The sequence below is a fragment of the Novosphingobium sp. CF614 genome, from assembly GCF_900113255.1.
In the GTDB taxonomy this organism is placed as follows: Bacteria; Pseudomonadota; Alphaproteobacteria; order Sphingomonadales; family Sphingomonadaceae; genus Novosphingobium.
Window position 1 is genome coordinate 152,138 of the sequence record NZ_FOOR01000003.1, and the last position, 25,845, is coordinate 177,982.

General features: G+C 65.4%; 22 protein-coding genes and 1 pseudogene. 15 read left to right on the plus strand and 8 right to left on the minus strand.

Going from position 1 to position 25,845, the window contains the following annotated elements; genetic code table 11:
- Positions 1-4 precede the first annotated feature (4 nt).
- The 4 genes from BM052_RS05550 to BM052_RS05565 all read right to left on the minus strand — a co-directional run bounded on the left by BM052_RS05550 (position 5) and on the right by BM052_RS05565 (position 5,951).
- Positions 5-1,726, minus strand: coding sequence for a sulfatase family protein (locus BM052_RS05550; RefSeq protein WP_255405982.1), 1,722 nt, complete (start codon positions 1,724-1,726; stop codon positions 5-7).
- Positions 1,727-1,751: 25 nt separating this feature from the next.
- A complete protein-coding gene (locus tag BM052_RS05555; protein ID WP_177198343.1) occupies positions 1,752-4,256 on the minus strand; it encodes a TonB-dependent receptor in 2,505 nt (834 codons plus the stop codon).
- A gap of 149 nt (positions 4,257-4,405) precedes the next feature.
- The gene (locus BM052_RS05560) at positions 4,406-5,434 is read right to left on the minus strand and encodes a Gfo/Idh/MocA family protein (protein ID WP_091144231.1); all 1,029 of its coding nucleotides are present in this window, start codon (positions 5,432-5,434) and stop codon (positions 4,406-4,408) included.
- Between the two features lie 25 nt (positions 5,435-5,459).
- Positions 5,460-5,951 (minus strand): heme-degrading domain-containing protein, encoded by a 492-nt coding sequence (locus tag BM052_RS05565; protein ID WP_091144232.1) that lies wholly within the window; start codon positions 5,949-5,951, stop codon positions 5,460-5,462.
- A 171-nt stretch (positions 5,952-6,122) separates the two neighbouring features.
- Here BM052_RS05565 and BM052_RS05570 point away from each other — a divergent pair, with 171 nt between their 5' ends.
- The 9 genes and pseudogenes from BM052_RS05570 to BM052_RS05605 all read left to right on the plus strand — a co-directional run bounded on the left by BM052_RS05570 (position 6,123) and on the right by BM052_RS05605 (position 17,325).
- The gene (locus tag BM052_RS05570; RefSeq protein ID WP_369821495.1) at positions 6,123-7,094 is read left to right on the plus strand and encodes a formylglycine-generating enzyme family protein; all 972 of its coding nucleotides are present in this window, start codon (positions 6,123-6,125) and stop codon (positions 7,092-7,094) included.
- A gap of 101 nt (positions 7,095-7,195) precedes the next feature.
- Positions 7,196-7,519 (plus strand): annotated as a pseudogene (locus BM052_RS05575) (PrpF domain-containing protein); the annotation flags it as partial.
- A gap of 387 nt (positions 7,520-7,906) precedes the next feature.
- Entirely contained in the window at positions 7,907-8,647 is a 741-nt protein-coding gene (gene phbB / locus BM052_RS05580; protein WP_091144239.1) for an acetoacetyl-CoA reductase, read from the plus strand.
- A gap of 121 nt (positions 8,648-8,768) precedes the next feature.
- Positions 8,769-8,921: a hypothetical protein gene (locus BM052_RS19835; RefSeq protein ID WP_177198344.1), complete on the plus strand. Its 153-nt coding sequence runs from the start codon at positions 8,769-8,771 to the stop codon at positions 8,919-8,921.
- Positions 8,922-9,055: 134 nt separating this feature from the next.
- Positions 9,056-10,462, plus strand: coding sequence for an efflux transporter outer membrane subunit (locus BM052_RS05585; protein WP_091144241.1), 1,407 nt, complete (start codon positions 9,056-9,058; stop codon positions 10,460-10,462).
- The gene (locus tag BM052_RS05590) at positions 10,459-11,532 is read left to right on the plus strand and encodes an HlyD family secretion protein (RefSeq protein WP_091144468.1); all 1,074 of its coding nucleotides are present in this window, start codon (positions 10,459-10,461) and stop codon (positions 11,530-11,532) included. Before BM052_RS05585 ends, BM052_RS05590 begins: the two co-directional genes overlap by 4 nt.
- On the plus strand, positions 11,525-14,278 hold the full coding sequence (gene rbbA, locus BM052_RS05595) for a ribosome-associated ATPase/putative transporter RbbA (RefSeq protein ID WP_255405983.1): 2,754 nt from the start codon (positions 11,525-11,527) through the stop codon (positions 14,276-14,278). The genes BM052_RS05590 and rbbA overlap by 8 nt, the downstream gene beginning before the upstream one ends.
- A 1-nt stretch (position 14,279) precedes the next feature.
- Entirely contained in the window at positions 14,280-15,407 is a 1,128-nt protein-coding gene (locus BM052_RS05600; protein ID WP_091144246.1) for an ABC transporter permease, read from the plus strand.
- A 133-nt stretch (positions 15,408-15,540) separates the two neighbouring features.
- Positions 15,541-17,325: a PHA/PHB synthase family protein gene (locus BM052_RS05605; RefSeq protein WP_091144248.1), complete on the plus strand. Its 1,785-nt coding sequence runs from the start codon at positions 15,541-15,543 to the stop codon at positions 17,323-17,325.
- On the opposite strand, the gene BM052_RS05610 is transcribed toward BM052_RS05605, so the two are convergent.
- The 4 genes from BM052_RS05610 to BM052_RS05625 are packed head-to-tail and all read right to left on the minus strand — an operon-like array spanning position 17,307 to position 20,751.
- Positions 17,307-17,567, minus strand: a complete 261-nt coding sequence (locus BM052_RS05610; protein WP_091144251.1) for a hypothetical protein — start codon at positions 17,565-17,567, stop codon at positions 17,307-17,309. The two genes, BM052_RS05605 and BM052_RS05610, sit on opposite strands and share 19 nt — an antisense overlap.
- Before the next feature lie 18 nt (positions 17,568-17,585).
- On the minus strand, positions 17,586-19,784 hold the full coding sequence (locus BM052_RS05615; RefSeq protein ID WP_091144253.1) for a xanthine dehydrogenase family protein molybdopterin-binding subunit: 2,199 nt from the start codon (positions 19,782-19,784) through the stop codon (positions 17,586-17,588).
- Positions 19,781-20,257 carry a (2Fe-2S)-binding protein gene (locus BM052_RS05620; RefSeq protein ID WP_091144255.1) on the minus strand — a complete coding sequence of 159 codons (477 nt, stop codon included), beginning with the start codon at positions 20,255-20,257 and terminating at the stop codon, positions 19,781-19,783. Before BM052_RS05620 ends, BM052_RS05615 begins: the two co-directional genes overlap by 4 nt.
- A gap of 53 nt (positions 20,258-20,310) precedes the next feature.
- Positions 20,311-20,751, minus strand: coding sequence for a c-type cytochrome (locus BM052_RS05625; RefSeq protein ID WP_255405984.1), 441 nt, complete (start codon positions 20,749-20,751; stop codon positions 20,311-20,313).
- 209 nt (positions 20,752-20,960) lie between these two features.
- On the opposite strand from BM052_RS05625, the gene BM052_RS05630 reads away from it, so the two are divergent.
- The 6 genes from BM052_RS05630 to BM052_RS05655 all read left to right on the plus strand — a co-directional run bounded on the left by BM052_RS05630 (position 20,961) and on the right by BM052_RS05655 (position 25,837).
- Positions 20,961-21,623, plus strand: a complete 663-nt coding sequence (locus BM052_RS05630) for a TetR/AcrR family transcriptional regulator (RefSeq protein ID WP_091144257.1) — start codon at positions 20,961-20,963, stop codon at positions 21,621-21,623.
- A 72-nt stretch (positions 21,624-21,695) separates the two neighbouring features.
- A complete protein-coding gene (locus BM052_RS05635) occupies positions 21,696-22,889 on the plus strand; it encodes an MFS transporter (protein WP_143084748.1) in 1,194 nt (397 codons plus the stop codon).
- Positions 22,890-22,910: 21 nt separating this feature from the next.
- The gene (locus BM052_RS05640; RefSeq protein ID WP_091144263.1) at positions 22,911-24,101 is read left to right on the plus strand and encodes an amine dehydrogenase large subunit; all 1,191 of its coding nucleotides are present in this window, start codon (positions 22,911-22,913) and stop codon (positions 24,099-24,101) included.
- Entirely contained in the window at positions 24,101-24,661 is a 561-nt protein-coding gene (locus tag BM052_RS05645; RefSeq protein ID WP_091144264.1) for a MauE/DoxX family redox-associated membrane protein, read from the plus strand. The genes BM052_RS05640 and BM052_RS05645 overlap by 1 nt, the downstream gene beginning before the upstream one ends.
- 3 nt (positions 24,662-24,664) lie before the next feature.
- Entirely contained in the window at positions 24,665-25,267 is a 603-nt protein-coding gene (locus BM052_RS05650; protein ID WP_091144267.1) for a thioredoxin-like domain-containing protein, read from the plus strand.
- A gap of 24 nt (positions 25,268-25,291) precedes the next feature.
- Positions 25,292-25,837, plus strand: coding sequence for a methylamine dehydrogenase light chain (locus BM052_RS05655; protein WP_091144269.1), 546 nt, complete (start codon positions 25,292-25,294; stop codon positions 25,835-25,837).
- The last annotated feature ends 8 nt before the right edge of the window (positions 25,838-25,845 follow it).

Below are 25,845 nucleotides of genomic sequence, written 5' to 3' on the forward strand. Positions count from 1 at the left end.
CCGATCACTTCGGCGGCGGCGGCGCCACCGGGCCACTCGGCCGATAGGATCGCCCTTCGGCATTGGCCGCATTCTTGGCGGCCGTGTCGGGGAACATATCGTTCATCCGGCCCGGCAGGTTCGGCGCGCGATACCAACTCGCCGGAAAATCGGCAGCATGCGGACCATTGGCGTTGCGGTAAACCAAGCCCGAGCTCGATCGTTCGGTCAGCGGCACCGCGCGTCGGCCATTGGAGTCGGCGATCTGCGCGAACAAGGCGGCACGCAGCGTCCGCTTCGTTTCGAAATAGGCCGGATCGTCGATCAGGTTGTGCATCTCGTCCGGGTCTTTGCGCAGATCATAGATCTCCTCGGTGTCCCACACGCCCTGATACTGGATATATTTGATGCGATCGCGTTCGATTGCGAAGGTGGTCGGCGTCTGCGGGACGGTCCAGTCCCAATAATATTCATAGATCAGGTCGCCCGCGTTCCACTGCCCGGCGGCGACATCTCCGCGCGCCAGCGGCAGCCAGCTGCGGCCTTCCATCCGGGCGGGCTTCGCGACACCCGCCGCGTCGAGGAAGGCGGGCGCGAGATCGAGGTTGCGGACCAGCGCGTCGTTGGTCACACCCTTGGCGAACTTACCCGGCGCATAGGCGATCATCGGGACCCGGATCGAGGGTTCATAGGCATTGCGCTTATCGACCAGGCCGTGGTCGCCGATCAGATAACCATTGTCGCTGTAGAAGACGACCATCGTCTCGCGCTCGAGCCCGTTCTTCTTCAGATAGGCGACGATCCGGCCCAGGCTCTCATCAACCGCGGACAGCGTGCGATAGATATCGCGGACCTGCTCGGTAACCGGCCGGTCGGTGCCGGACGGATAATCGACGCCGTGCCAGCTGTTGCGCTGATTCTGCACCCACAGCGGCTTGCCGGCATTGTTTTCGGGCGTGTTCGCCATGCTGGCGGGCAGGTCGATCTTCAGGTCGGTATATTGGGCCTTGTGCCGCTCGGCCGGCACGGCGTCCGAATGGACGGCCTTGTGGCTGAGGTAGAGGAAGAACGGACGGCGCTTGTCACGGCCATTCTGCAGCCAGTCCATCGCATAGTCGGTCAGCTCGTCGGTGATGTAGCCAGTCCGGTTGACGCGCTTGCCATCGACGTTCAGCGTCTGCCGCATTCCCGCCGCGACCTGCACCGGCGACAGATTGTCGGTGGGCAGGTATGTCCCCTGCCCCTTGAAGCTCACCCAATGGTCGAACCCTGGCCTTGGCGCATCGTCGTCATAGCCCATGTGCCACTTGCCGAAGAACGCGGTCTGGTATCCGGCCTGCTGAAGGTAACTCGGGAAGAATATGAGCCCCTTCTCGGTGGAATTGGTATTGTCGACCACGCCGTGGTTGCGCACCGACTGCCCGGTCAGGATCGTCGCGCGGCTGGGTGAACATAGCGACGAGGTGACCACGGCGTTGCGGAAATACACGCCGTTCCTGGCCAGGAAATCGATGTTCGGGGTCTTCACGCCGCGCTGCAGGAACCCGAGCATGTCATAGCGCAGATCGTCGACCAGCACGAAGATCATGTTCATCGGCCGCGCTTTGGGCACCGCCGGCGCGGGGGACGCGGGCACCGCGCCGGTTTGGGCGGCACCCGCTGCGGCGGCAGGGGATGCGATCGACACCGCCACCAGACAAGCGGCACCCGCCAATCGCATCCATTTCTTCGCGCGTCCCAATGTCATCGATCCTTTCGCGACCCTGCTCCGGTCAGAACTTGACCGACATCGACGCGCCGAAATACCGATCGGCGTCCTTCGCATAATAGCCGTTCAAATCAAACGGATTGGCCGCCGTCGCGAGGAACGTCGCATGCTGCAGGTTGGTGAGGTACTTCTCGTTGAACAGGTTCCGCACGAACAGCGACAGCTGATACTGCTTGTCGATGTCCGACACGCCCACGGACAGATCGACCAGCGCATAGCCCGGCTGCTTAGTCAGCGGATCCTGGTTGAGCTGGAACTGCACGGCGCTCTGGTAATTCAGGCTCGCCTGAACGAAGCCCGAGAGGCCGACGCTGTCGAAGTCCCGCTCGTAACGCGGGGTGACGCCGAACCGGATCTTCGGCGCGAGCGGCAGGCTTCCGTTGCGCACGTCGATGATCGCCGAGGAAGTCGTCGTCACTCCGTTGGTGGTCGTACGCCGCAGATAGCAGGTGTTGACCGGGAAGTTGGCGGTGTACACCTGCGCGGCGGCCTGCTGCTGCAAGGCGCAGGTCTGGCCATCGACGTCGATCGTCGCCTCGAGATAGTTGAAGTTCATCGCAACCGAGAATTCGCGCGACGGACGCACCGTCGCCTCGAGTTCCACGCCTTGCGAGCGCGACTTGCCCGCATTGACCTGGATCGCATTGAACACCCCCGTGACCGCGTCGGACTGGATCGCCTGGACCTGAAGGTCGCTATAGTCCGAACGGAACACGGCCGCGCTGATGCTGAACGCGCCGCCCGGCGCCGACCATTTCACGCCGGCCTCATAGGCATTGACATGCTCCGGGTTGACCCCGGGGTTGGTCGCATAGTTGGTCGGGAAATCGAGATCCATCGCGAACGCCTTGTAGCCGCGTGTGTAGGTCACATAGGCCTGAAGGTTGCGATCGAACTCATAGCGGACGCCGCCGCGGCCCGTGACTGCGGTATCGGAACGCGTCCGCGTCCCGCTGTTCGCCGTCACACCGGGGAACGCGGTATCGCCGGCGAACAGCGCGGTCTGCGAGCGGCCGGTCGCGGTCTGCGTCTCGTAGGTCACGCGCAGCCCGCCGATCACGTGCAGGCCGCCGATCGCGCGCCAATCGACCTGGCCGAAGCCGGCCACATTGTCCGACTCATAGGTGCCGCTGAACGACGCCGAATCCGACGTCGTCGGCACCGTGCAGACCTGATTGATGACGCCCGACGGACATTTGAAGCGGCGGCGCGAACCCGACCGATCGAGGTCGAAATGCGCATAATATGCGCCAACGACATAGGTCAGGTCGGAATTGCCGTTCGAACCGAGCCGCAGCTCTTCCGAGTAGTTGTTGAACGCGTTGTGGACGAGGTTATTGTTCCACTGCGAATAGGCGCCGGCACCGCTGAAGCGCACGGGATCGCTTTCGACCTGGTCGGGCTCATATTGGTCGGTCTGGGTGAAGCGCTGGAAGGCGCTGATCGACGTGACCGTCGCGAAGCCCAGATCCCAGTTCGCCTCGAGCGCCGCGTTGATCTGCACCGGATTGGCGAAGGTGGCGCCGTCATTGTTCGACAGGCGATTGCTGACCGAGGCGACCATGGGCGTCAAGAATTGCTGGACGATCGGATTGTCGATCCGGACATAGACGCGCTGGCAGCAATTGGTTTCGGTCTTGCGATATTCGCCGGTCAACAACAGGTTGAGGTTCGGCGTCGCATCCCATTCGAGCTTGCCGCGCGCACCCCAGCTCTTGCTCGAATTGTCGTAGTTCTTGGTCGACACATTGTAGAGCGTGCCGCGGACATCATTGTAGAAGCCGGTCAGGCGCGCGCGCAGCGTGTCGCTGATTGGCCCGGTGACGGTGCCCTTCAGACGATATTCGCCATGCTCGGCGATCGTGCCGTCGATCCGTCCGCCAAAATCCTTGCCCGGTCGCGCGGTGACGACGTTGACGACGCCGGCGGTCGCGTTCTTGCCGAACAGCGTGCCCTGCGGGCCGCGCAGCACCTCGACCCGCTCGACATCGACCAGGTCGCTGAACCCCTGCCCGGCGCGCGCAGTGACGACACCGTCGACGACGACCGACACGGCCGATTCGGTGCCCTGGCTGAACAAGGCAGTGCCGACGCCGCGAATACGGAAGCTGGTGTTGGTGGGGTTCGCGCCCTGCTGGAACGTCAGCGACGGAACGATGCGCGACAGGCTCTGGCTGTCGTTGATCTGCTGGCTCGCAAGCGCCGCGCCGCTGACCGCGGTCACGGCGACAGGAACCTGGACAAGGCGCTCCGACCGCTTCTGCGCAGTCACGACGATATCATTGGTCCCGCTATTGTCGACGTCAGGAACACCTGCTTGCTCGGACGTCGCATCAAGCTGCGATTGATCAAGCAACACCGCGCTGCCCTGGGCGTGGGGGCCGCCACCGGTCGAAGATGCCGCCTGGCCCGCCTGTGCGAGCACTGTCGTCGGCAGCCCGGCAAGTCCTGTAACCAGCGCCGCAGAAGCCAGCAACCTCAAGCGCGCGTCAAATCCAATTCCCTTCATACCACCTTCTCCCCAACCGGAGGTATGATCCTCCGTGTGTAGCGCCACCCAGCCGGGCATCTTGGCTTTCGTAATTCAGGGCGCACGAAATGTAAAGCTTTGCATTGATGATCGGCCGGTCGCACGTTCACCCGGCCCTGCCGGTCTCGCTAGCTCGTTAAAACCACCGGACTGCGTGCCGCTAGCCAGGAGTCGAGCGAGCGCGCATTGTTCAGACTGTCGGCAACCGTCATTGCCGGATAGCTGAAGCTCGAAGCACGCCGGCCGATCGCATCGTTGGCGGCCTCAAACTGAAACGAATACAGGCTGCGCGGCTCGATAACCGCGAAGGTTTGGCGATTTCCATCGTGACGAAAGGAACGGATCGTCGCGACGCCCCCGCTTTTCCCTCCGGCGAACCAGAACTGATCGATTTCCATCCGCCCAGCGGTCCCCATCAAGTGAAGGACATTGTCCTGACGCAGCGAGATGGAGCAGGACAACTCGGCTAGCACGTCGTTTGGGAACGCCAGTACGGCACATGCCCATTCGTCGACCCCGGTCGGACCGACATGGGTCACCGCCCGCAGCGTGGTCGGTTCGATCGGCTCCGCCCCAATTTGGCAGCCCGCCAGAAGCCGCGCCATTGACAGCGGATAGCCGCCAACATCGAGGATTGCTCCTCCGCCCAACGTCGGCGAGAACAGGCGGGACGCTGGATCCCCAGACGGCGCGATGAAACCCATGCTCGACCGGATCAGTCGCAGATCGCCGATCTCGCCTGCTTGGATGAGGTCGATGATGCGCATCGTCAGCGGGTGGGACCGATACATGTACGCCTCACCAAGGAACGTTCCCGCCGCCGCTGCCGCATTGAACATCCCTGCAACCTCAGCGGCCGTGACACCCATCGGTTTCTCGCACAGCACGTGTTTTCTGGCACGGGCCGCCGCAACCGCCCATTTGGCGTGCAGCGTGTGCGGAGTCGCGATATAGATCGCGTCGATATCGGGATCGGTCAGCAGCGCATCGTACCCGCGCAGAACGCGCGCGCCCGGAAAGTCGGTGCGTAACCCGGGCCTGTCGACGTTGCGGGTGGCAATCGCGGTTATTGTGCCTGTCGCCGAACCGCGCGCGCCCGCAAAGAAATCGCGCGCCACTGCCCCCGGTCCGAGGATGCCCCAGCGGACGACCGTCATCGCCCCCCGCCCCCCGATCACGGCGTCACGATGCGCGGTCGTCGCCGCCGCGCTGCCGGGATTGCAGTGCGCTCAGCGATTCGACGACGAGGCGGTGGTCCTCCTCCTGCGGCAGCCCGCTGACGGCGACCACCCCGACCACGCCCGTACCCGCGACCCGGATCGGCACGGCGCCGCCGCCGATGGTATGGCTGCGATGATCGAGGCCGAACCGTTCGAACATGCCCGGACTAGCCCGCATCATGATGCCGACGGCGTAGGTCGATCGCTCGAACCGCGCCGCGACCGCGATCTTGCGGCGGATCCATTGCAGGTTGTCGTCGGTCGCGCCCGGCAGGACCGAGGTGAACAGCCGGGTCGTGCCGCGGTGGATCTCGATCGCGACTGCAGCCGCACGTCGCGTCGCTTCGGCACGTAAGTGGCAGCCGAGCCACCAGGCGTCCTCCGTGTCGAAATGGTCGAGCGTCAACGCGCGCTCTTCGGCATCAATGGCTGCCGCCTCGTCGATCTCGCTCATACGCCCTTTCCCTCGCCGACATAGCGATCCCGGCAACCGCAAATTAGCCGATACCTCAACGAATGAAAACGTTTTCTAATTAAAATTCTCCGTTTACATATTGCGGCGTGCCTGTCCGCAAAAGGGCGTTCATCAAAATTTACCTGACCGAATGGAAGGATCGGGATCCAGATGGTTGGAAATTTCAATACCGTTCCATTTGCTCCGCCCGGCATGAAGCCGGTAGCAGGCGGCATATTCACAATGGGTTCAGACCGCTTCTATCCCGAAGAGGCGCCGCCGCGCCGGGTAAAGGTTGACGATTTCTGGATCGACGATGCGCTCGTCACAAATCGCGAGTTCGCACGTTTCGTTGCGGAAACTGGCCATGTGACGATGGCAGAGATCGCACCCGATCCGAGCCTGTATCCCGGCATGCCCGCATCGCTGGCAGCGCCCGGATCGCTCGTGTTTGTCAAACCTGCCCAGCCCGTCGAAATTGGCGACCCCTCCGCTTGGTGGCGTTTCATACCCGGTGCGGACTGGCGTCATCCGGCCGGACCCGGAAGTAGTATTGCCGATCTTGACGACCATCCCGTCGTCCATATCGCCTATTCCGACGCCGAGGCCTTTGCAGACTGGGCCGGCAAAGCGCTGCCAACCGAGGCTGAGTTCGAATATGCCGCGCGCGGTGGGCTGGAGGGATGCGACTATGCCTGGGGCGACGTGTTGGCCCCAAGCGGCGCGATGCTGGCAAATTACTGGCAGGGGTTGTTCCCCTTTGCCAATCAGAGCCTCGACGGATGGGAGGGTACCTCTCCCGTTCGCAGTTTTGCGCCGAACGGCTTCGGTTTGTATGACATGGTCGGCAACGTGTGGGAATGGACTCAGGACTGGTGGTCAGAAGCGTCACATCCGGGCAGCGACAGGCGCAAGCCGTCGTGCTGCGCAATAAACAATCCGAGGGGCGGCAAGGTCTTCCACAGCTACGATCCCGAGCAGCCGGGCACGCGGATTGGGCGCAAGGTTATCAAAGGTGGATCGCACCTGTGCGCCGAAAACTACTGCCGCCGTTATCGCCCCGCGGCGCGGCAGCCGGAGACGGTCGAAACCTCGACGGCGCATCTCGGCTTCCGATGCGTCGTCCGCCTTCCCGTAACATAGCCTCATGGGTTAGGTAGCCTGCGGATCGGTAGCCGGGCTCAAGACGCTTTCATTTCACCCGCGTGCTCAAGCGCTCGACGGGTGGCCCACCTCAGTGGGGCAGGTCAAAGCCCATGCCCAAGATGATGGTGGTCGCCCAGCCCCGGAATGGCGGCGCGGTCACGGTGCGCAGCTTTATTCCCCATCGCGCCCATGCCCCGATCGGCGTGCTCGGCGCAATCAGCGTCGCCACGGCCTGCCTCATCGAGGGGTCTCCTGCAGCCGATGTGGCGACGGTGCCGAAGGGCCGGCGCAAGTTGATGTCGGTCGAGCATCCCACGGGCGAAACCAGCTGCGTCATGGAAGTGGATGAAAGTGGAGCCGTCGCCAGCGCCGCGATGTTGCGCACCGCGCGCAAGCTGATGGATGGAGTGATTTTCGCATGAGCGCGCAGACCGGCGTGCCGCTCTCTGTCGGGGCGTCTGCCAAATCATGGCGTTCATACTTCCATCCCCGCCAACGGGGCGCAGAAGCGCGATTTTGTGTCAAAATTGGTGATTACCCGGTGATTACATTCTCGAATCTCTGCCCATATATAAGATATTTCTCTGCCCATATATAAGATATTCTTTGATTTAAAATCAACATCTTGTTTGTAATTTGCTCTTGTGGTGTGGTACTTCCGTTACCGGCGGATTTAGCGCGATATCGGCTTTGCCGCGGCCTGGCCGGTGCGCGCGGCGATCTCCGTAACATCCCCAATGCCACGCCTTGCTGCGCTGCGGTAGCACGCTGGCGACCGAGACGCGCGAGCGCCGCACAGGAGCATGGCAATGGCTTCCGCACCCAAACCCCGCCGCGTCGCCGTCGTGACCGGCGGCACCACCGGCATCGGCGCCGCGACCTGCCGCGCGCTCCAGGGGGCGGGCCTTGCCGTGGCCGCCACCTATCCCGACGATGACGCCCGTGCCGCCGCCTTCACGCAGGAAACCGGCATCGCCGCGTTCAAATGGTCGGTCGCCGATTATCAGGCCTGCGCCGATGGCATCGCCCGGGTGGAGGCGGCACTCGGCGCTGTCGACGTATTGGTGAACAATGCCGGCATCACGCGCGATTCGAGCTTCGCCAAGATGCGGCCCGAGCAATGGCGCGAGGTGATCGACGTCGACCTGATCGGCTGCATCAACATGGCGCATGCCGTCTTCGCTGGGATGCGCGCGCGCAAATGGGGCCGGATCGTCAGCATCAGTTCGATCAACGGCCAGGCCGGGCAGTTCGGGCAGGTCAACTATGCCGCCGCCAAGGCCGGCGTACTCGGCTTCACCAAGGCACTCGCGCTCGAAGGCGCACGCAGCGGCGTGACCGTCAACGCCGTCGCGCCGGGCTATACCGATACCGACATGGTCCGCGCGGTGCCCGCCGACATCCTTGCCGGGATCGCCGCCAGAATCCCCGTGGGCCGGCTCGGCGAGCCGGAAGAGATCGCGCGCTGCGTCGCCTTCCTGTGCGCCGAGGAGGCAGGTTACATCACCGGCGCGACCCTGTCGGTGAACGGCGGGCAATACATGGCGTGAAATCCGGTAGCCCGCCGGCCCACCCGCGCCCGGCCGAGGCTAAGGACTATCCCTCATATCGCAGTGCAACATGGTCGGCGAGACTGCGCCATCACAACCTTCATTCGGAAAGGAGCCCGCCATGAGCTACCCCTTCGATCGGTTTGCCGCGCTTGCGCAGGTCGCCCGGACCGGCGGCGTGAAGTGCGGCGTGAACTGCGCCCAGTTCGGCGCCAGCCCGTTCAGCCCGGTCGCGAAAGCGCCGCGGCCAGCCTGGACCTCGCGGCACTTATGAAACCTGCTGCCCGTGGTTGAGTGGGAACCGGCTCCATGAAATCCGAACCAGGGACAGGGAAGGGGCATATGGCCGTTCGAGCGATCACCAGGCTCCGGCACGCAAGGCGCGGGATTGCGGGAGCTTGTGCCGTCATGCCGATAGTCCTGGCCGGCTGCGGCTTCGCGCCCGCCTATGTCCGTCCGCCACAACCGGTTCCCGATCGCTATGCGGAGCAGGCATCGCCGGGAAATTCGATCGCGCGGATCGGCTGGCGGGACTTTTTTCGCGACCCCCAGCTCCAATCTCTCATCACGCAGGCACTGGCGAACAACCGCGACATCCGCATCGCCGCCGCGCGCGTGGCGGAGGCGCGGGCGTCCTGGCGGATCGAGGGCGCTGCGCTCTATCCGCAGCTCGATGCCGTGGGCACGGGCACGCGCGGGCGTTCGCTCTTCAACCTGCCCGGCAGCGGCACCCTGCCCATCGACCAAAAGCAGGTCAGCGCGCAGCTCAGCGCGGGCTGGGAGCTCGATTTCTGGGGGCGCCTGCGCAACCTGCGCCAGGCGGCCCGCGCCCAGTATCTGGCATCCGAGGAGTCGCGACGCGCGGTCGCGACCGATCTCATCGCCCAGGTCGCGAACGGCTATCTGCTCGATCGCGAATATGAGGAGCGCGCCGCGCTGGCCCGCCGCTCGATCGAGACCCGCGTGGAATCGTTGCGGATCATGCGGCGGCGCTATGAGGTGGGCTCGGGCTCCAAGCTCGACATGATGCAGGCTCAGGCCCTGCTGGCCCAGGCCCAGACGGCATTGCAGGCGCTCGACCAGGATCGTGGCATCAACCGCGACGCGCTCGCCCTGCTGGTCGGGCGCACCGTGGACATGGCGCCGGAATCGGCGGGGCTCGCGGGGTCCTGGCCGGATCTGACATTGCCGGCCGGCCTGCCTTCCGAGCTTCTGGCCAACCGGCCCGATATTCTCGCCGCTGAGCATCAGCTCATCGCCGCCAACGCCAATATCGGCGCGGCACGCGCGGCCTTCTTTCCCAATATCAACCTGACGGGCGCCTATGGCGCGGCGAGTCCCTCGCTGGACGATCTCTTCAAGGACGGCGTGAAGGTATGGAGCTTCACGCCGACGATTACCTTGCCGCTGTTCAACGCCGGACGCCTGAAAGGGAATCTGGGGGTGGCGGAGGCGCGGCGGGACAAGGCGGTCGCCGAATATGAGCAGGCGGTGCAAACGGCCTTCCGTGACGTGTCCGACGCCCTGGTGCGCAAGCGCCAACTCGCGCTCCAGATCGACAGCACGGCGCTGTTGCTGGAGGCGCAGCGGGAGCGCGCGCGGCTTGCCCAGCTTCGCTTCGACAATGGCCGGTCCACCTATCTGGAGGTGCTGGACGCCCAGCGCGACCTGTTCGACGCGGAGCAAACGCTCGTCCAGCTCCGCCGATCCGAACTGGCGAGCGTCATCGCGCTCTATTCGTCGCTAGGCGGCGGCTTCGCGGCCGATCCGGTGTTCGACATCAATGCAAGCCAAGGCGGAGGCCAGGGGAAATGAACAGGGCCTTGAAAACGTGGTTCATCCGGGGCGGCATCGCGGCCGCCGTCGTCATTGCCGTCATCGTCATCTGGCAGCTCCTCAAGCCCTCCGGCCTGCCCGAAGGCATCGCCAGCGGCAATGGCCGCATCGAGGCGGTGGAGATCGACGTATCGGCCAAGTCGCCGGGCCGGATCCGCGACATCCTGGTGGACGAGGGCCAATTTGTCCGGGCGGGGCAGATCGTCGCGCATATGGATACCGACGTGCTCCAGGCGCAGAAGTCCGAGGCCCAGGCCCAGCTCGCCGAGGCACAGAACGCGGTTCTGATCGCGCAGACCGATATTTCGCAGCGCCAGAGCGAGCGCGCCGCCGCGCAGGCGACAGTACGGCAGCGCGAGGCCGAGTTGAATGCCGCGCGCAAGCGATTCAGCCGTTCCGAAACGCTCGCGCGCGAGGGCGCAACCTCGATCCAGGACCGCGACGACGATCAGACCCAAGTCGAGAGCGCGGCCGCGACGCTCGAGGCGGCCCGCGCGCAGCGCGCGTCCGCCGATTCGGCCATAGCGACGGCCCGCAGCCAGGTGATCGGTGCCCGGTCCAGGGTCGATGCCGCCCGCGCCACCATCGAGCGGATCGAAGCCGACATCAAGGACAGCGACCTGCGCGCGCCCCGCGCCGGCCGCGTGCAGTTCCGTGTCGCGCAGCCGGGCGAGGTGGTCGCCGGCGGTGGGCGGGTACTGAACCTCGTCGACCTCACCGACGTCTACATGACCTTCTTCCTGCCGGAAACCGTGGTCGGCCGCGTAGGGCTGGGCAGCGAAGTACGGATCGTCCTCGATGCGGCGCCCGGCCTTGTCATCCCGGCAAAGGTCAGCTTCGTCTCGGATGTAGCCCAGTTCACGCCCAAGACGGTGGAGACCCAGAGCGAGCGCCAGAAGCTGATGTTCCGCGTGAAAGCCCGTATCGATCCGGCCCTGCTGCGGAAATACATCACACAGGTCAAGACGGGCCTTCCGGGCATGGCCTATGTGCGTGTCGATCCACGGACGGAATGGCCGGCGACACTCGCGCGCACCGTTCGTGACTAGCGCCGCCACTCCCCACGCAGCCGATCGGGCAGGCCCGGTTGTCCGGGTCGCCAGCCTGCATCTGCGCTACGGAAAGACCGAGGCACTATGCGGCGTCGATCTCGACATTCCGGAAGGGCGGATGGTCGGCCTGATAGGCCCGGACGGCGTCGGCAAGTCCAGCTTGTTGTCGCTGATCTCGGGCGCCCGCGCCGTGCAGGACGGGACCGTGCATGTCCTGGGCGGCGACATGGCCGCGCGGCGGCACCGCGAGGCGGTCTGCCCGCGCATCGCCTACATGCCGCAAGGGCTGGGCAAGAACCTCTACCCGACGCTTTCGATCGAGGAGAATCTTCAGTTTTTCGCGCGGCTGTTCGGCCATGACAACGCCGAACGGCGGCGGCGTATCGACGAGCTTACGCGAAGCACGGGTCTCCATCCCTTTCTGTCGCGACCGGCGGGCAAGCTTTCGGGCGGCATGCGGCAGAAGCTCGGCCTGTGCTGCGCGCTGATCCATGATCCCGACCTTTTGATCCTCGACGAGCCCACCACCGGCGTCGACCCGCTCGCCCGCGCGCAGTTCTGGGACCTGATCGCCCGCATTCGCCGGCAGCGTCCCGGCATGACCGTGATCGTCGCCACCGCTTACATGGACGAGGCCCAGCGCTTCGACTGGCTGGTGGCGATGGATGACGGACGGGTATTGGCCACCGGTGCGCCGGCCCAACTGCTGGAACGGACCGGCAGCGCGTCGCTGGAAGCCGCGTTCATCCAGTTGCTTCCGGAGGAGAAGCGGCGCGGCTATGCGCCGGTCGTGATCCCGCCGCTGGAGACGGACGGAAGCGACGTTGCCATTACGGCCGACAATCTCACGATGCGCTTCGGAGATTTCGTGGCGGTCGACCATGTCAGTTTCCGCATCGAGCGCGGGGAGATCTTCGGGTTTCTGGGGTCGAACGGGTGCGGCAAGACCACCACGATGAAGATGCTCACCGGCCTGCTGCCCGCCAGCGAAGGGCAAGCCTGGCTGTTCGGCCATGACGTCGATCCGCGTGATATCGCGACACGCCGCCGGGTCGGCTACATGAGCCAGGCCTTCTCGCTCTATACCGAGCTTTCGGTTCGGCAGAACCTGGAGCTGCACGCCCGCCTGTTCCATGTTGCGCCCGACCAGATTCCCGGCCGGGTCGAGGAAATGGCGGAGCGCTTCGGCCTTGCCGGTATCATGGATGCGCTGCCGGACGCGCTGCCGCTCGGCCAGCGCCAGCGGCTGAGCCTGGCGGTCGCGATGATCCACAAGCCCGAGCTTCTGATCCTCGATGAACCGACTTCCGGGGTCGATCCGATAGCGCGCGACGCCTTCTGGCGCCTGCTGGCGGAACTTTCGCGTCGCGACCGGGTGACGATCTTCATCTCCACCCATTTCATGAACGAGGCCGAGCGCTGCGACCGCATCTCGATGATGCACGCCGGCAAGGTGCTCGACAGCGACGAGCCCGCCAGGCTCATCGCGAAGCGCGGGGCGAGGACGCTGGAGGAGGCTTTCATCGGCTACCTGGTCGAGGCCGAAGGCGCCGATCCGACCGACGAGCCGGATCCGGCGGGAATACCGGCACCGCATGAAGCCGCACGCGCCGGCGGAACGTTCAGCCTGCAACGGATGCTGAGCTATGTGTGGCGCGAGGCGCTGGAGCTGCAACGCGATCCGGTGAGGGGAACCCTGGCGCTCGCAGGGTCGGTGATCCTGATGCTGGTGATGGGCTTCGGCATCAGCACCGACGTCAACGAGCTGCGCTATGCGGTGCTGGACCGCGACCAGAGCACGTTCAGCGAGAGCTATCGGCTTGACATCTCCGGCTCGCGCTACTTCGCCGAGCAGCGGCCGATCACCGACTATGCCGATCTCGACCGCAGGATGCGACGCGGCGAGCTGGCGCTCGCGATCGAGATCCCGCCCGGTTTCGGACGTGATCTCCTGCGCGGAAGGCAGATAGCCATTGCCGCCTGGTTCGATGGGGCGATGCCCCAGAGGGCCGAGACCGTGCAAGGCTATATCCAGGGCCTTCATCAGCACTGGCTCGACGAACAGACGAGCATGCGCGCCGGCGCGAATTCCACCAGCGACATCTCCGTGGAGAACCGCTTCCGCTACAATCCCGACGTGGCGAGCCTGCCTTCAATGGTTCCGGCCGTGATCCCGATGCTGCTGCTGATGATGCCGGCGATGCTGGCGGCGCTGGCGGTGGTTCGCGAGAAGGAAATGGGCTCGATCATCAACCTTTACGTGACCCCCGTCACGCGCTCGGAATTCATGCTCGGCAAGCAGCTGCCCTATGTGGTGCTGGCGATGGTCAACTTCACCGTCATGGTCCTGATGGGCGTGTTCCTGTTCGGCGTGCCGATCACCGGCAGCCTTCCCCTGCTGGTCCTCTCCGCACTGCTGTTCAGCATCACCGCCACAGGCATGGGGCTGCTGGCGTCCGCCGTCACCAAGAGCCAGATCGCGGCCCTGTTCCTGGCCATGGTCGGCACGCTCATCCCGGTCGCGCAGTTCGGCGGCATGATAGATCCCGTGTCCTCGCTGACCGGCGCCGGCCGCATCATCGGCGAAATCTATCCGGCGAGCTACATGTTCACGATCAGCCGCGGCGTGTTCAACAAGGCGCTGGGCTTTAGCGATCTCCTGGGCTCGCTGTGGCCGCTGGCCTTGTCGGCGCCGGTCATCGTCGGCCTCGCGATCCTGCTGCTCAGGAAGCAGGAGCACTGACATGCGGCAAACGCTCGCCAACATCTATCGCCTGGGGGTCAAGGAACTGTGGAGCCTGTGGCGCGACCCGACCATGCTGTTCCTGATCGTGTTCACCTTCACTTTCGCGGTCTACAGCTCGGCGTCGTCGATGCCCGAAACGTTGCACAATGCACCGATCGCGATCGTGGACGAGGACAATTCCCCGCTTTCGCAGCGCATCGTCTCGGCCTTCTATCCCCCGCACTTCATGAAGCCGGTGATGATTGCGCCGGCCCAGATCGATCCCGGCATGGACTCCGGCTCCTACACGTTCGCCCTCTATATTCCCGAGGGATTCCAGCGAGACGTGCTGGCCGGACGCTCGGCCCGGATCCAGCTCAACACCGACGCCACCCGGATGACCCAGGCTTTCACCGGCAGCGGCTACATCCAGCAGATCGTGATGGGGGAGATCACCGAATTCACGAACCACTATCGCGGCCAGGCCGTGTCGCCGGTAAATCTGGAAATGCGCGCGCGCTTCAACCCGACGCTGAACAAGTCGTGGTTCGGCAGTCTTTCCCAGATCATCAACCAGATCGCGATGCTGTCCATCATCCTGACGGGCGCCGCGCTGATCCGCGAGCGGGAGCATGGCACCGTCGAGCACTTGCTGGTCATGCCCGTCACGCCGCTCGAAATCATGCTGTCGAAGATCTGGTCGATGGGTCTGGTGGTGCTCGTGGCCTCCGCCGTTTCCCTCAATTTGGTCGTGCGCTGGCTTCTGGGCGTGCCGGTCGCGGGCTCGCTGCCGCTGTTCTTCACCGGCGCGGCGCTGGTGCTGTTCGCCACCACCTCGCTCGGCATCTTCATGGCGACGATCGCGCGCAACATGCCGCAGTTCGGCATTCTGGCCGTCCTGGTGCTGTTGCCGCTACAGATGCTTTCGGGTGGAACCACGCCGCGCGAAAGCATGCCCGAACTGGTGCGAACCATCATGCTGGCGGCGCCCACCACGCATTTCGTCGAGCTTGGCCAGGCCATCCTGTTCCGCGGTGCCGGCTTCGACGTCGTCTGGCCGCAGTTCGTTGCTGTCACCCTGATCGGAGCCGTCTTCTTCGGAATTGCGCTCACCCGCTTTCGCAAGACGATTTCCGCAATGGCCTGATCGCTGGCCGAAGCATCCGTTGGCCTCAGGACTTCTACGGATGCTGCACCGCGGCATGACGCCTTAGAATCGGCGTGAACGATGGGGTCGGCACGGGCCGACGCCGATGGCGCGAGCCGGGAGTCGGATTGTCATGAAGCACGCCCTCATCGAAGCCGAAGCACGCGGCGGCGGCCCGCCGGGTGGCCGTATCGCCGATCCCGCTGGCGAAGGCCCGGTCCTGCTGGCCGGTCTCGACCAGCGCTTCCACGCCTTGGAAGGAAGGCTCACCGGCGGCGTCGCGCCGATGGCGGTGTGGATGGCGATGTTCGACTGGTCCTTCCACCTGCTCAACGCGCCCGGCCGGCGGATCGGGCTGGCGATGGATGCCGCGCGGCAATTGGGCAAACTCGGGGCGGCGGCGTTCGGCAGCGAGGAAATCGCGCCCACCCAGGGAGACCACCGATTCACCAGCCCCGCGTGGCGCGACCTCCCCTTCAGCCTGGTCAAGCAGGCATTCCTGCTTTGCGAGCAATGGGCCGACCGGGCAACCAGCGGCGTACCCGGCGTGACGCCGGCGAACGAACGGATCGTCAATTTCACCGCGCGGCAGTGGCTTGACATGTTTTCCCCCTCCAATCTGCCATGGCTCAATCCCGAAGTCATCCAGGCGACCTGGAACGAGCAGGGCCAGAATCTCGGCAGAGGTGCGCGCAACTATCTCAACGATCTGGCACACCTGATCGGATCGTCGCCCGCCAGCGCCGGTGGCGAAGCCTTCGTCCCGGGCAAGCAGGTCGCCATCACGCCGGGCAAGGTGGTGTTCCGCAACGATCTGATCGAACTCATCCAATATGCGCCGGCGAGCGACAGGGTCCGGGCCGAGCCGGTGCTGATCGCGCCGGCCTGGATCATGAAATACTACATCCTCGACCTTTCGCCGCACAATTCACTGATCCGCTACCTGACCGAACAGGGGCACACCGTCTTCTGCATTTCATGGCGCAATCCCGGTGCCGAAATGCGCGACACGCCGTTCGACGCCTATCGCAGCGACGGCTTCATGGCGGCGCTGGACGCCGTCGGCGCGATCTGCGGCGACGCGAGGGTGCATGCCTGCGGCTATTGCCTGGGCGGCACGCTGCTGGCGATCGCCGCCGCGGCAATGGCCCGCGACGGCGACGAGCGGCTCGCGAGCGTCACGCTGTTCGCGGCGCAGACCGATTTCACCGAGGCGGGCGAACTCCAGCTCTTCACCACGGAAGCACAGATCGCGTTCCTCGACGATATCATGGCGACGCGGGGCTTTCTCGACGGGCGCCAGATGGGCGGCGCGTTTCAGCTGTTGCAGTCGCGCGATCTGATCTGGTCGCGCCTGCTCAAAAGCTACTGGCTTGGAGAGACCGACGCGCCGAACGATCTGATGGCGTGGAACGAGGACGCGACCCGCATGCCGGCACGGATGCATACCGAATATCTGCGCGCGATGTTCCTTCACGACGATCTTTCGGAGGGGCGTTATCTGGTCGAAGGGCGACCGGTCGTGATCGAGGACATTCGGGTGCCCTTCTTCGTGGTCGGCACCGAGACCGATCACGTCGCGCCGTGGCGGTCGGTCTTCAAGATCCACTTGCTCAATCCGGGCGAAGTCACTTTCGTGCTGACCTCCGGCGGCCACAACGCGGGCATCGTGAGCGAGCCGGGCCATGCTCATCGCCAATTCCGAATGGCGACGCGGATGGCCGGCGAAGCCTATGCCAGCCCGGATGCCTGGAGCGAGCAAGCGCCGGCATATGAAGGGTCGTGGTGGCCCGCCTGGACCGCATGGCTGGCCGAACGCTCGAGCCCGCAAGATCGCGCGCCCCCATCGATGGGCGCCCCCGGTCACGGCTTTCCGCCGCTCGAGGATGCCCCGGGCCGTTACGTGCTGGAACGGTGAACGCGGCGATGCCAGGAATAATCGAGAACCGGACTTTCGGCGAGAATGCCGCCGAGACCCCGGCGCATCATTGATCTCGCAACCATGAACCCCACCGTGCGGCCACGCGCATCGAGCGCGCCTTTGACGATTTCGACGCGTTCGCCGTTATCCTCGCCGTCAATACCGAGATAGGTGCCTTCGCCGGCGCAGGGAATGCCGTCCGGGGCGGCTGAACAATGCCTCTTCGCCCGGCCGGACATGCGCTCGATATGGACCTGTCAGGTCGAAGCCTCGTCAAGTCGCATGGGCAACGAGCGTATCCGCCTGCCGGTCGCCGCGTAGATCGCGTTCGCGAGCGCCGGAATGACGGGGGGCAGTGCCGGCTCGCCCAGCCCGGTCGGCGGGAACGGCGATGTCACGAACTTCACCGCCACCTCCGGCGGCGCCTCGTTGATGCGCAGGAGCGGGAAACCATCGAAGTTCTCCTGCACGATGGCGCCGTCGACCTGGTCCACCTTCTGCCCGATCATGGCCTGGGAAAGACCGTCGATGACCGATCCCTGCACCTGGTGCTCGGCATTCAGCGGGTTGATGACCTGGCTTCCGATATCGCCCACCACCCAGATCTTCTCGATCCCGATTTCGCCGGTCCCCGATACGGTGGCATCCACGACTTCGGCGAAATAGCCCGCATGGCTGAAATAGAAGCCGAACCCCCTGCCCTTGCCGGTACGGCCCTTGGAGCGGCCGCCGTCCCAGCCGGCGAAGGCGCAAGCTTCTGCGATCACCTTGCGGGCGCGGCCGGTGTTGAACTGGGGCGCGCGGTCCACCGCCGGCAGCATCCGGTCCTCGCCCAGCGTGCGCAGGACGAACGTCGGCAAGTCCACCTCGGCGGCCTCCGCGGCTTCGTCCAGAAAGGACTGGAAGACGAAGGCCATGGCGTTGGAGGTCGGCGCGCGCAACCAGCCGGTGGGCAGGTTGGTCGGCAGATAGGTGACGCCGAAATGGACGTTCGGGACGATCTGCGCCGGAAATTCGGTTTCCTCCATCTCTGCGGCGCGGACCGGCTCGCCATCGGCGCCGAAGCTCACGAAATGGTCCGACAAGGCGACGAGGCGGCCATCCTTGTCGAGGCCGGCCGTCAAGTCGTGCCATCCCGCCGGCCGGTAGTAATCGTGGCGGATGTCGTCCGCGCGCGTGTAGATCATCTTGACCGGCTTGCCCGGCACCGCCCGCGCGATCTGGGCGACCTGCACCATGTAGTCGCTCATCAGCCGGCGACCGAAACCGCCGCCGATGCGCGTCATGTGGATCGTGATCGACTCCGGCGGCAGGCCGAGGATGTCGGCGACCTGCCTGCGCCCGTTCGCCGGCGACTGTGCCGGCGCCCACAGCGTCAGCGCTCCGTCCTGGAACAGGCCCGTGCAGTTCTGCGGTTCGAGCGTGGCATGCGCCAGGAACGGATAGTCGTACTTCGCGGACAGCGTCCTGGCGGCGCCGGACAGGGCTGCCGCGACGTCTCCCTTCCTCAGGATGTCGCCTTGCGGCGGACCGCCCTGGGCCGCAAGGGCCTGCGCGGCATAGCCCTGGGTGGAGAACCTGGTCTGCGCCGCGGTGTCCCAGTCGATCTTCAGCAGCTTGCGGGCCTGCTGCGCTGTCCACCAACTGTCGGCGACGACGGCGAGTGCATCGGACTTGCCCTTGGGCACGAGGCCGCTGTTGATCGGCACGACCGCGAGGACGCCCTTCACCGCCCGTGCCGCGTCGCCGTCGAACGATGCGATGGTGCCCTGGAAGACGGGGCAGGCCTCGATCGCAGCATGGACCATCCCGGGCAGCGCGGTATCGATGCCGAACAACGGCTTTCCTTGCAGAATGGCCGGAGTGTCGACGCCGCGTCGGGGCGTGCCGATGATCCTGAAGGTACTGTCGGGCTTCAGCGGCACCGAATCGAGCGGCGGCGGCGGGACCGCCGACGCGGCGGCGGCCAGCGACGCATAAGTGGCGGAGCGGCCGCTGGGCGCGTGGCGAACCATACCACCGCCCGTCGTGATCGCATCGGCCGCGACGCCCCATTGCGCCGACGCGGCGGCGACCAGCATCTGCCGCGCGGTAGCTCCGGCCTGGCGCATCGGCAGCCAGTTGACCGGTGTCGCGCGACTGCCGCCCGCACTCTGCGGCCCGTAGAGCTTGTCGTTGGCCAAAGTCTGCTCGATGCGGACCTGTTCCCAATCGACATCGAGTTCCTCGGCGATGAGCATCGGCAGCATGGTCTTGACGCCCTGTCCGATCTCGGGGTTCTTCGCGCCGATGGTCACGGTATTGTCCGGATTGATCCGCACGAAAACATTGAGGACACCGGCGCCGGCCCCTGCTTCGTCCGCCAGCGTCAGCCGCGCGCGGAAACACAGCGCGGCGCCCGCGACCAACGAGGCCGAAAGAAACGACCGGCGGCTGACCGCGACCAGGGCGGTCATGCCGCGCTTCCCTTGGCCTGGGCATTCGCCGCCTGCCTGATCGCCTTGCGGATGCGCAGGTAAGTCAAGCAGCGGCAGATGTTTCCGCTCATCGCCGCGTCGATTTCATCGTCCTTCGGTTGCGGCATCTGGCCCAGCAGCCAGGTCGCCGACATGATCTGCCCGGCCTGGCAATATCCGCATTGCGGCACGTCCAGATCCGCCCAGGCCTCCACGACATGGCGGCCGGCGGGCAACGAAGCCACATCCTCGATCGTGGTGACGGCCGCTTCCCCGACCGACCCGACCGGCGTCTGGCACGAGCGCACCGCCTGACCGTCCAGCAGCACGGTGCAGGCGCCGCACAGCCCCGCGCCGCAGCCGAACTTGGTGCCGGGCAAGTGAAGATCCTCTCGCAGCACCCAGAGCAGCGGCTTTTCGGGATCCACCGAAACGCTGTGCCGGTTCTGGTTCACCTTCAGGTTGATCGCCATGCTTTCCCTGTACGACCCTTTCTAGAGATTGTCCTCCCGGCAGGAGATACGACTTATGGAATGGCGCCCCGGGCAGCCGCCGCTGCCCGGGCCTTGGCCACTCCGGCAGCCGTCAACGACCCCGCAGCGCGGGCAGCCTTCACCTCACCGGCAGTGAAGGACGCCACGGCCTTTTTCGGCTTTTCCAGCATGACCGCAAAGTTGAGCGTATCGGCGACATCCTGGTCGCTCATCGATCCCAAGGCCGGCATCATGCCGCTGATTCGCTTACCGTCGACTTCGATGGGCCCGAACATGCCGAACAGCACCACCTTGATGAGGTATGCCCGGCCTTCCTTGCTGGCGGCGATTGCCCCCATCCGGCCCTTGAGACGCGGAAACTGTCCCGGCAGGCCCGCGCCGTTCGCCTGATGGCACATCGCGCAGCGAGAAGCGAAAGTCTGCGCACCGGCGGCATGGGCAGGCATGGCCCAGCACGCGGCGGCGGCAAGCATGCCGGCCCGAAATCGCTTAACGATCATATCGGCCAAGGATATCCTCTTGAAATGGGTGCGGACAAATCTGGACAAACATCCAGATTTCGTCAAGCGTCAATCGCCCGCTTCCGCACGGTGATGCCGACGGGACTGGCCGATAGGAGCGGACCGAACGCGAATGGGCCAATAGGGGTGGCCCCGACGCGGATTGACGCCTAAATAGGCGCATGACCGATACCGATCTCGCCCCGGCGCGCCCGGGCATCTATTCGCGCGGCACCGAAACGGTCGACACCATTCTGAAGGCCGCGCTCGACGTGCTGATAGGCGAAGGGGCCGAGGCGTTCACCATCCGCCGCGTCGCCGCCGCGTGCGGCCTGCGCGTGGGGAACGTCAGCTATCATTTCCCGAAGAAGGAGATGCTCGTCCAGGTGCTGCTGGACGAGATCATGGAGAAGTACGACGCCAAGCTTGAAGTCAACGTCCGCCAGCCCGAGCTTTCGGACGAGGACCGGCTTCGGCTGGTCATCATCATCTGCCTCGACGACATCTGCACCAAGCGCACCACCCGCCTGTTCACCGAGCTGTGGGCGCTTGCGAACCACAACGACTTCATCGCCGAGCGTGTCCGCAGCTTCTATGCCAAGGTTCACTGCGTGATCGGCGAATATGTGCAGCGCATCAATCCCGCGCTCAGCGCCGACGAAGTCCAGACGCTTTCGCTGTTCATCAGCGCCTCGATGGAAGGCACCACGCCCTTTCTCGGCTTTCAGAAGCCATGGAACGCGAAGATGCCGGCGATCACCGCCATTTCGGCGGCCTGGTTCATCCATCTTGTCAAATCGATGAAGCCCGGCGAGATTGCGGAACTGACACAAGCATTGAACTAACCGAGTCGGGAAGGATGCCTTGATGGCGATGGGGCGCCCCGGGGGGGTGCCGCCTCCGTCAAGGGGAGTCCCGTGCGCCAGTTTGCCAACGAACGTCTCATGCTTCCCGCGGTCGCCCTCGCCAGTCTGGGCTGCCTGCAGCCGGGGATCGATCCGGTATTCCTGACGCTGCTGTCCTCTGCGCACGGCCTCGCGCCCGAATTGCACGGCTGGGTCGTGAGCGCCACGCAGACGGGAATGGCGGCCGGCGCCGTCGTCGTCTGGCGCTGGGGGACCCGCCTGCCGGAATTCGGCTTCGTGCTGGCGGCCCTCGTCGCGTCCGTCGCGGCGCTGGCGACGACGCAGACCGGCTACCTGCCCGCGCTGCTGGCCCTGCGCGGCCTCTATGGAACGGCGATGGGCCTGCTCTATACCCATGCCATGAGCACCGCCGCCACCTGCCGCCCGCATGGGGCCTATGGCGCCGTGTTCCTGCTGCAACTCGTCCTTTCCACGGTCATCGCCCTGGTCCTGCCGGCGATCGCCGACTTTGCCGGCCCCAAGGCCGCGCTGGCTGCCTTGGCGCTGGCCCCGCTTTCCGCACTCGCCCTGGCCGCGTGGTCCGCGCGATCGGCACACAGGCGCGTGGCGCACATGCCGCAGGCACCGGCGACCGAGCAGGGCGACGCCGGGCCCAGGGCATGGGCAACGGCCGGGGCGACGCTGCTCTTCATCTGCGCGACGATGATGGTGTGGACATTTTCCGGCGCGCTTGCGGTCGGGGCCGGTATCCCCGAGGACACGATCGGCACCGCCGTGGCGCTGGGATCGCTGGCGGGCGCGGCTACCGCACTGCTGGTGATGCGCGAACAGCCCCTGGTGCCGCCGCCGCTCACGGGATTGCTGGCCGGACTTTCGCTGCTCGGCCCGATCGTGGCGACGCAAGGCGGCGCCGCGCCGTTCATTGTCGCGATCGTGCTGCTGAACATCGGATCGACCGCCATCATCGTCCGCAGTTCGGGCCTGGCCAGCGCCGCCAGTCGCGGCAGCCTGTTCCGCCGCTTCGTCGCGTGCACCCATCCCCTGGGCATGATCCTCGGGCCGCTGGCCGGCTCGGTCGCGACAACCACTTTTGGGCACGCAGGCCTTCTGCTCGCCGCCATCGCGACGATCGCGGCGGCCTGTCTGCTGCTGGCTGCCGGACAGGCCCGGTCGCTGCCATTCCGCCGGCGCCCGAAGCGTCAAGAATCGCTTGACGAATTCTTGACGTATGTCCAGACTTCGTAAAGGCAGCACAGGGGGACCGGGATGAAGTCTTACTCGGGTTTTCGTTTCGGCGTCGTGGCTGCGCTCGCCCTGAGCGGCCCCGCCCTGTACGGCATCGCCGCGTTCGCCCCGGCGGCGAATGCCAAGGATCCGAACGGGCTTGAGCCCGAGGAAAGCGACACGGCGACGATCGAGGCACCGCAGGCGGGCTGGTTTTACGTGCGCGGCGGCTGGGAGGTCGACGGCACGGCCATCTACGACGGCAAGTCCGGCAAGATGAAGGGCATCGTGGCTTCCAGCCAGCTGTCCGACATGGCGATCGATCCGGCCGGCAAGTATTACTATATATCGGAAACGATCTGGTCGAAGGGCAACCGGGGCACGCGTCAGGACATGGTATCGGTCTACGACAGCCAGACCCTCAAGCTGGTGACCGAAATCCCCATTCCCAGCCGCATCCTGGTGGACGAGCGAAAGCAGAATTTCGTCCTGAGCGCGGACGGCAGATGGGGCTTCATCTACAGCTTCAGCCCGGCCCAGGCGGTCAATGTCGTCGACCTTGCCAAGCGCAAGTTCGTCAAGACCGTGGAACTTCCCGGCTGCGCCGCGCTGATTCCCAATCCGGGCGTGGGCTTCTCCGCGCTCTGCTCGGACGGAACCATGGCGACCGTCACCGACCCTGCGGGCAAGGCTGCCATTACCCATGGCCCGGCCTTTTTCGCGGCGTCGGACGATCCAATCTTCGAGAACTTCGCCTATGACAAGGCGAAGAACACGGCGATCTTCGTCAGCTATACCGGCCTTGTCTACACGGCCAAGATGGGCGCCTCGCCGGAGGTTTCCGCGCCCTTCTCGCTGCAGGAAGCGGCCGGCTACGCCCCGGCGGTCACGAAGCCGCTGAGTGTCGCCTGGTATCCCGGCTCGCGCCAACCGGCAGCGTACAATGCCGCCTCGGGTGAACTCTTCGTGCTGATGCACATGGGCGAATACTGGTCCCACAAGGCATTCGGCGACGAGATCTGGGTGCTCGACGTCGCCGCCAGGAAGGTCGTGCGGCGCCTGGCGCTCAAGGAACCGGTCGGCCATATCGAAGTGACCCAGCAGGCCGAGCCCCTGATTTTCGTGAACGACGAAAAGAGCGAGGGCATGATACTCGATGGCCGGACGGGCGAGGAACTCCACCGCATAGAGACGGCCGGTTCCGGCGTGATTAGCGTGGCTTCCGGTTCGTGATGACGGCGCCGGAGGTCGCGCTGGCCATCCTCACGCGGGCCGCCGCGATCGGGTGCGGCCTGATATTCCTCACGGCCGGGATCGAGAAGGCGCGGCATCGGCACGTCCTGCCCGGCGTCATCGCCAACTACCGGATACTGCCGCCCGCGCTGGTCGGCCCCGCGTCGATCGGGCTGCCGCCGCTGGAGTGCGTCGTCGGCATCATGCTGCTGTCGGGATGGACGCCTGCCCCGGTGATCGCCGGGGCGGCACTGCTGATGGTCTTCGCGGCGGCCATGGCGGTGAACCTGCTGCGCGGGCGCCGTGCCATCACCTGCGGTTGCGGCCGGCTCGACTTGCGGCAGCACCTGCGCTGGCCATCGGTCGCGCGCAATGCGCTGCTGGCCGCGCTGCTGCTCGCCTCGCCGGCCTTTGCCGACCCGCTCGATCCCATCCCGCTCGATCCCATGTCGATCGCCAGCGCGGCGTTCGGCGGCATCGCCATCTGGATCGCCAATCTGCTTTTCGAGGCCATCGGCACGCTCGCCGCGACCGCCGTCTCGATGCACCGGAGTCATTGACCGATGCTCGTCTCCCTCATCATCGCCCAGATCGTCAGCTGGATCGTCATACTGGCGTTCGGCGTGGCCCTGGTCGCGCTGGCCCGGCAAGTCGGCATCCTCCACATGCGCGTCGCCCCCGCCGGGGCCCTCGCGACCTCCGGCGGGGCCTCGGTCGGCGACGATACCGCCGGCCTCATGGGCCAGACGCTTTCCGGCCAGACCCTGGCGCTGGGCGGCCCCAGGCCGGGTATCCCGCTCAGGCTGCTGATGTTCGTTTCCGCCCAGTGCCCACTCTGCAAGGGGCTGATACCGGTCGCGAAATCTTTCGCGAAGCATGAACGGGTCGAACTGATCTTCGTGGGCGACGACGAACCGGCGGCGCAGCACGGATTGATCGCGCAGCACGGGCTGACGGCGTACCCGTTCGTCAACGACGCGGCGGTCGGGCGGACGCTGGGCGTATCAAAGCTGCCCTTCGCGGTGCTGCTCGACGAACAGGGGCAGATCCTGTCGAAAGGGCTGGTGAACAGCCGCGAACATCTGGAAAGCCTGATCGTAGCCCATGAAATGGGTGTGCGGACAGTGCAGGACTATATTTCGGGGCTTCGGCATGCGGCCGCATGAACCGGTCAATCTTGAGGACGACCGATGAAGAAATTCGACGCCGACGCCGTATGCGAGAAGCTGCTTCGCAAGCAGGCGGGCCGCACTTCGCGCCGCAGCCTGATCTCGCGCCTGGGCATCGCCCTGGTCGCCGCGCCGGTCTTTCCGCTGCTGCCGGTGAGCCGGGCCGAAGCCGCCAAGCCCGATCGCTCGCCGGAGGCCAAGACCGCGTTCGCCCGCAGTGCGCAGACTGAAGATGATACCGAGTGCACCTACTGGCGATATTGCGCGATCGACGGCGCGCTGTGCTCGTGCTGCGGCGGCGGCATCCACACCTGCCCCGCCGGTTCCGAGCCTTCGCCCGTGTCGTGGGTGGGCACCTGCATCAATCCCGACAACGGCAAGGCCTATCTGATCGCCTACCGCGATTGCTGCGGCAAGCCGATGTGCAACCAGTGCCTGTGCGACAATACCGACCGGGAAACCCAGCTCTACACGCCGCAGCTCAACAACGACATCATCTGGTGCTTCGGCACGCAGAGCATGCAGTACCACTGTTCGACGGCAGTGTTGGTCGGCGGGGCGGAATAGGCGCCAGC